Origin of the sequence: Mesorhizobium sp. M0239, assembly GCF_040321815.1 — a bacterium.
GTDB lineage: Bacteria > Pseudomonadota > Alphaproteobacteria > Rhizobiales > Rhizobiaceae > Mesorhizobium.
The window spans coordinates 1-4607 of the sequence record NZ_JAMYSG010000075.1 but is presented as its reverse complement, the minus strand read 5'-3'; the positions used below and the strand labels follow the sequence as shown (position 1 = coordinate 4607).

General features: G+C 59.7%; 3 protein-coding genes and 3 pseudogenes. 3 read left to right on the top strand and 3 right to left on the bottom strand.

Features of this window, described 5'->3' with window-relative positions:
• Positions 1-136 precede the first annotated feature (136 nt).
• On the top strand, positions 137-994 hold the full coding sequence (locus NKI99_RS33415; protein ID WP_352613700.1) for a transposase: 858 nt from the start codon (positions 137-139) through the stop codon (positions 992-994).
• A gap of 270 nt (positions 995-1264) precedes the next feature.
• On the opposite strand, the gene NKI99_RS33410 is transcribed toward NKI99_RS33415, so the two are convergent.
• A complete protein-coding gene (locus tag NKI99_RS33410; protein ID WP_352613698.1) occupies positions 1265-2659 on the bottom strand; it encodes an MmgE/PrpD family protein in 1395 nt (464 codons plus the stop codon).
• A 535-nt stretch (positions 2660-3194) separates the two neighbouring features.
• Between NKI99_RS33410 and NKI99_RS33405 the strand changes: the two are divergent.
• Positions 3195-3384 (top strand): annotated as a pseudogene (locus NKI99_RS33405) (transposase); the annotation flags it as partial.
• A gap of 227 nt (positions 3385-3611) precedes the next feature.
• Here the strand turns inward: NKI99_RS33405 and NKI99_RS33400 are convergent.
• Positions 3612-3868, bottom strand: a pseudogene (locus tag NKI99_RS33400) (helix-turn-helix domain-containing protein); the annotation flags it as partial.
• A gap of 95 nt (positions 3869-3963) precedes the next feature.
• Positions 3964-4230 carry a hypothetical protein gene (locus tag NKI99_RS33395; RefSeq protein ID WP_352613702.1) on the bottom strand — a complete coding sequence of 89 codons (267 nt, stop codon included), beginning with the start codon at positions 4228-4230 and terminating at the stop codon, positions 3964-3966.
• Positions 4231-4396: 166 nt separating this feature from the next.
• Between NKI99_RS33395 and NKI99_RS33390 the strand changes: the two are divergent.
• A pseudogene (locus NKI99_RS33390) lies at positions 4397-4607 on the top strand (hypothetical protein); the annotation flags it as partial.

Below are 4607 nucleotides of genomic sequence, written 5' to 3'. Positions count from 1 at the left end.
GGCGAAAGCGGCTCTTGAACAAGGCTTTGGCGCGGCTGATCTTCATCGATGAGACGTCGACCAACAGCAAACTGACCAAACGCACCGGCTGAGCGCCGAAGGGCGAGCGCTTCAGGACGCATGCGCCATTCGGCAAATGGCAGACGCAGACCTTCATCGCTGGGCTACGATGCCAGGGTCTTGTCGCCCCGCGGATCGTCAACGCGCCGATGAATGGCACCATCTTCGAACACTACGTCGAAACCCAGCTCGCTCCGAACTGTCGCCCGGCGATGTCGTCATTCTCGACAATGTCGGCTTCCACAAGAACGAGCGCGCCGCCCAACCGGTCCGCCAAAGGAGCGCCTGGCTCCTGTTCCTGCCGCCATACTCGCCCGATCTCAATCCGATCGAGATGGCCTACTCAAAACTCAAGGCGCGGCTGCGAAAGAAGGCGGCCAGAACCTTCGAGGCACTCTGCGATGCCCTCGGCGATATCTGCCACCTGTTCGACCCAGCCGAATGCAGAACTTCTTCAAAGCTGCCGGATATGAGGCCAATTAATCGCGACACGCTAAGGCTCCGCAAGCTGAAACAAGAGGGTACCACGCCGCGAAGAGATTGTCGGCCGCAAGCGCCACATCGCCGTCGATACGGATGGCCGGCTGTTGATGGTGTCAACCTGACCCCCGCCGACATCTCCGACAGTGCCGGGGCTCAGGCGATCCTGAATGGTATACGCAAGCGCTGGCCCTGGGTGAAACACCTGTTCGCCGATGGCGCCTACGACCGGCTGAAGCTCATGGACAAGGCCGCCTATCTGGACTTCGTGGTCGAGATCATCCGCCGATCCGACGACCAGAAGGGCTTCGAAGTCTTGCCCCGCCGCGGGGGTCGTCGAGCGCACCTTCGGCTGGATGACAAGATACGGCCGCCTCGTGCGACGCGACTACGAGAAGCGCATCGACGTCTCTCACGCCATGATCCTCTCATCCGCAGAAACGCTCATCCCTGAATTTCAAAACGGACTCTTAAGACAATCCCTGGCTGTTCAACGTCGGACGCATCAGCGAAATCAAGCCAACAGGACGGCTGATCGGCTCGCGGACGTGCGGCGGATCCTCTTCGAGGGCGCTATGTAAGTCACAACCGGCGGACTGCAACGCTTCTACTTGCGGCCGGCGGCAAGCAGGCGCTCGACGAGGTTGCGCCAACGGTATTTCTCGCGAGCATGCGGGTGAGGCGCAGCGTTACTTTCGGCGGGATAACCGCCTGGACGCGGCTTCTACTTACCCCCAACAAGCAGCTCGAATAGGGGTACCAACGTAGGCCGCTTATCTAGGTCCTCGACGAACTCCCCAACTAGCTCGAGCTGTGTATCTGAGAACGGCAACATGGACGTTTCGGCGCAAGCTTTGAGCTTACGCATGCCATCGGCGAGCGAGGCCGGATTGTCCGGATGTCCGAATGGCTTGTCAATCCGAATGAAATGTTCTGCACCACCCCTTAGCTTCACAGTAACTGCTGTCGGTGAATTTTGATGCAGACCGTGAGTACAATCGATCTCTGGATCAACTTCGATCTTCGTGGCAGCCATGATCCGTCGCACAGCCGGATCTACAAGTGCTTCCGGACGGAAATCGCTAATTGCTACTCTGCCGCGTTGCGCCGCGACAGAGATGACGTAAGGCAGGCTGAAGCGCGCGACGACCGGGTCCTTTGGGCTCCACTTTTGATCGCGCGGCTGGACGACAAGGCTCTCGGCGAGATGATTCAATCCGAGCTCAATTGAAACAACATCCTCCCCCGTGAAGTTGTGCTTCTCGCGCAATTGCAGCAGCCCGTCGATCCCCGGATGTGTACACTTGCAGGAGGGCCAGGGTTTAAAGCTAATCGAAGCGTTCACATAGTCGTCACCTAGTTTCCCCATCAGCAAATCGAGGTCGTAGTCAGGTTCGAAGGCTCTGTAGAAGCCATACCTGCCAAAGAATGGCTCCCGCGGGCCGTTGAAGCCCACCATGGCTGAAAGCGCCGACTCAAGCCCCGAGCGGGCCCGCAACCCCTGCTGCAACGAGACGGTGTGGGAACCTTCTTCATACATCTGGAATTCGCCGGCGGCGTGGGCGTAAGCGATACCGAAGGCGTTTCGGGTTTTCTCTTCGTTGAGCCGTAGCAACTTGGTGCTAACTGCGGTGGTGCCCCAGACAGCGACCATATTGTCACGGCCCGTATTTATTGAATTGGCGGTAACGCTGCGCGCCAGACGCACGTGCAGATCGATGGCCGTCGCTAGTGCGACCAGCAATTCGCGTCCGGTAATAGATGTATCACGTTCGGCCAGTGCCAGCGCCGGCGGGACGTCATACGCGCTTGCGTGGCAGCCGTTAATACAAAGCTCGTAGGTCTCATCAAAATCGAGGGACCTTGCTGTCGTGGCGTTCACAAGGCTCGCTAAGCAGGCCGGGAGCTTTTCCCCGGAAACCCAAACTGTGCATTCTGCCTTGCCACCGGACAATGCACCTAGGTGACGAGCCGAGTGGGCTATCGGGTCGTTCGATCCGCCGATCGCGCTGGCAAGCGTGTCCAGGATAGAGAGCTTGGCACGTTCGATAGCTTTCGTAGGGATTGTCTCCTCACTAGAATTGATAACGTGTCTAATGATTTGCGTCGTCAAATCCATCGCGGAAGTTTCCAGTTGAATGATCGCGCTGACCGGGAAACTTTGAACACAACCATTCCCTGCCCCCGCCAGCTTGTTAGATACCGCACCCGCCAGGTCGTCCTCCGGCTTTTGAGGGAGGCGAAATGCATGTTTTCCGCCCTCTGCTGCCTGCGCTTAAAGAATTTGCGCGCAGTGAATTTCTGCTTTTTGAGCCATTCGCATATCGAGCGTCCTTTTTTGGACTGGTTGAGCGCCTCGGCTGCGAGTCGCCAGCCATTCAGTTTGGACCTTGGACTGTGCGCCTGGTAGCAGCTTTTATCAATTTCCGACGCGGCACTGTCTTACCAATAATCCCGCGAGTGATTGGCATAGGTCAGCCCCCACCAACCGACATCGCCACCAGGGCACGTGAGAAGCAGATCCAGTCGCGTGTGTCGACGTGCCCGCCCTTAGTCTTTGCAGCTGTTAAGCAAACGGGGTTGCTCGGGAGTGCCGAGATGAGCCCCAAGGGAAGAAAGGACGGGCCATTGAGCAAGACAACGTTCGCGCCGGTGTGGCAGCCTACCAGACGCTTCGCGGCGTCTCGTTAATGGTTGCGGTCACCTTCGTCAGCGAAGTCGGCGATGTCCGTCGCTTCGACAATCCGCGGCAGCTGATGGCCTTACTCGGCCTGGTGCCCTCGGAGCGCTCAACCGGCGACACGGTGAAGCGTGGCGATCTGACGCTTGCCGGCAACCGCCGCACCGCCGCTCCTGATCGAAGGCGCCTGGCCCACCGCTATCCCGCCAGGGTGAACGGAGCCCATTCGCGTCCGGCTCGAGGGTCTGCCGGCGGTGCGCGAGATCGCCTGGGAGGGCGCAGACCCGGCTTTACGCGCCGCTACCTGCGGATTCCGACGTGAAGCCGGCCGCCGTTCCGATCAAGCACCGGCCACCATTCCGGTATGAAGCCGGCCACCATTCCAACCAAAGACCGGCCGGTTCCTGCCAGGGCCCGCTTCATCCAGCAGGCCGTCAACGCGCTCCTTCAAAAAGCGCCGCCGCCACTTGCCGACGGTATGCTCATGAACCCGAGCTCGGCTGCCACGGACTTGCTGGGAAGGCCATCTGCGCACCGCAGAATGATCCGGCATCGTTCAGACATTGACCGCGCCACACGACGCCGGCGAACCTTCCGCTCAACATTGGCCCGCTCATCCGCACTCAACACCAGCGGCGAATCGGCCATCCCGTCGCATTGGCCATCGTCTCGCTCCTTCTTCAGTCGCGAGCACAACCTATAATAATGAACTTCAGCTCCAGATGACTAGTAGTTCGGGCTGGTCACCGACTGATTTCGAGAAACACCACCTGCGCAGGACAAAAGCGCGACAGGCCGTTGATCTCGCGCTCGATATCGACGTGTGCATCGATGCGCTTCACGGCTTCAACCGCTAACGGATAGACGAGGTTGGGCTTCTCGCCGTGCGCCTTCTGGCGCGCCGCCGCTTCGATATCGGCCAGCTCGAACACTTTGCGCCGGCTGTGTGGCATGAGCCGATCGGTGAACCACCGCTCGATCAGCACGGCCAGATCCTTCGAGGCACTCATGAGCGAGCCTCCCACCGCTCATCCAGCAGTCGCGCTGCATGGGTCATTAGCTCCGGCGCGGCGGACAGATACCAGTAGGTGTGCCACCTCGAGACGGCTGTGCCGCCGGCGCGGGGGGCAGAGCCCTACATCTATACCGATGCTGAGATCACGGCTGTCGCGAACATTGGCGTGGCTGAGAAAGGCCGTCATCAATGCCCTTGAGCCGTGGCTTAGGGAGCAACTCACCCTCAACGCCGGGCGCTACAAGGTCGGGCAGCCCAACGTGCTGACCTTGTGCGGGGTGCTGATACATTCGAGCCTGGCCGTCACCCTCACCGGCACACCCCTCGGTCTGACGGCGGTGAAGTTCTGGACACGAACGAAATTCAAGGGAA

Coding starts and splice junctions, on each gene's coding strand:
- NKI99_RS33395 (WP_352613702.1), bottom strand. CDS start 4,230: ATGAGTGCCTCGAAGGATCTGGCCGTGCTGATCGAGCGGTGGTTCACC.
- NKI99_RS33415 (WP_352613700.1), top strand. CDS start 137: ATGGCAGACGCAGACCTTCATCGCTGGGCTACGATGCCAGGGTCTTGT.
- NKI99_RS33410 (WP_352613698.1), bottom strand. CDS start 2,659: ATGGATTTGACGACGCAAATCATTAGACACGTTATCAATTCTAGTGAG.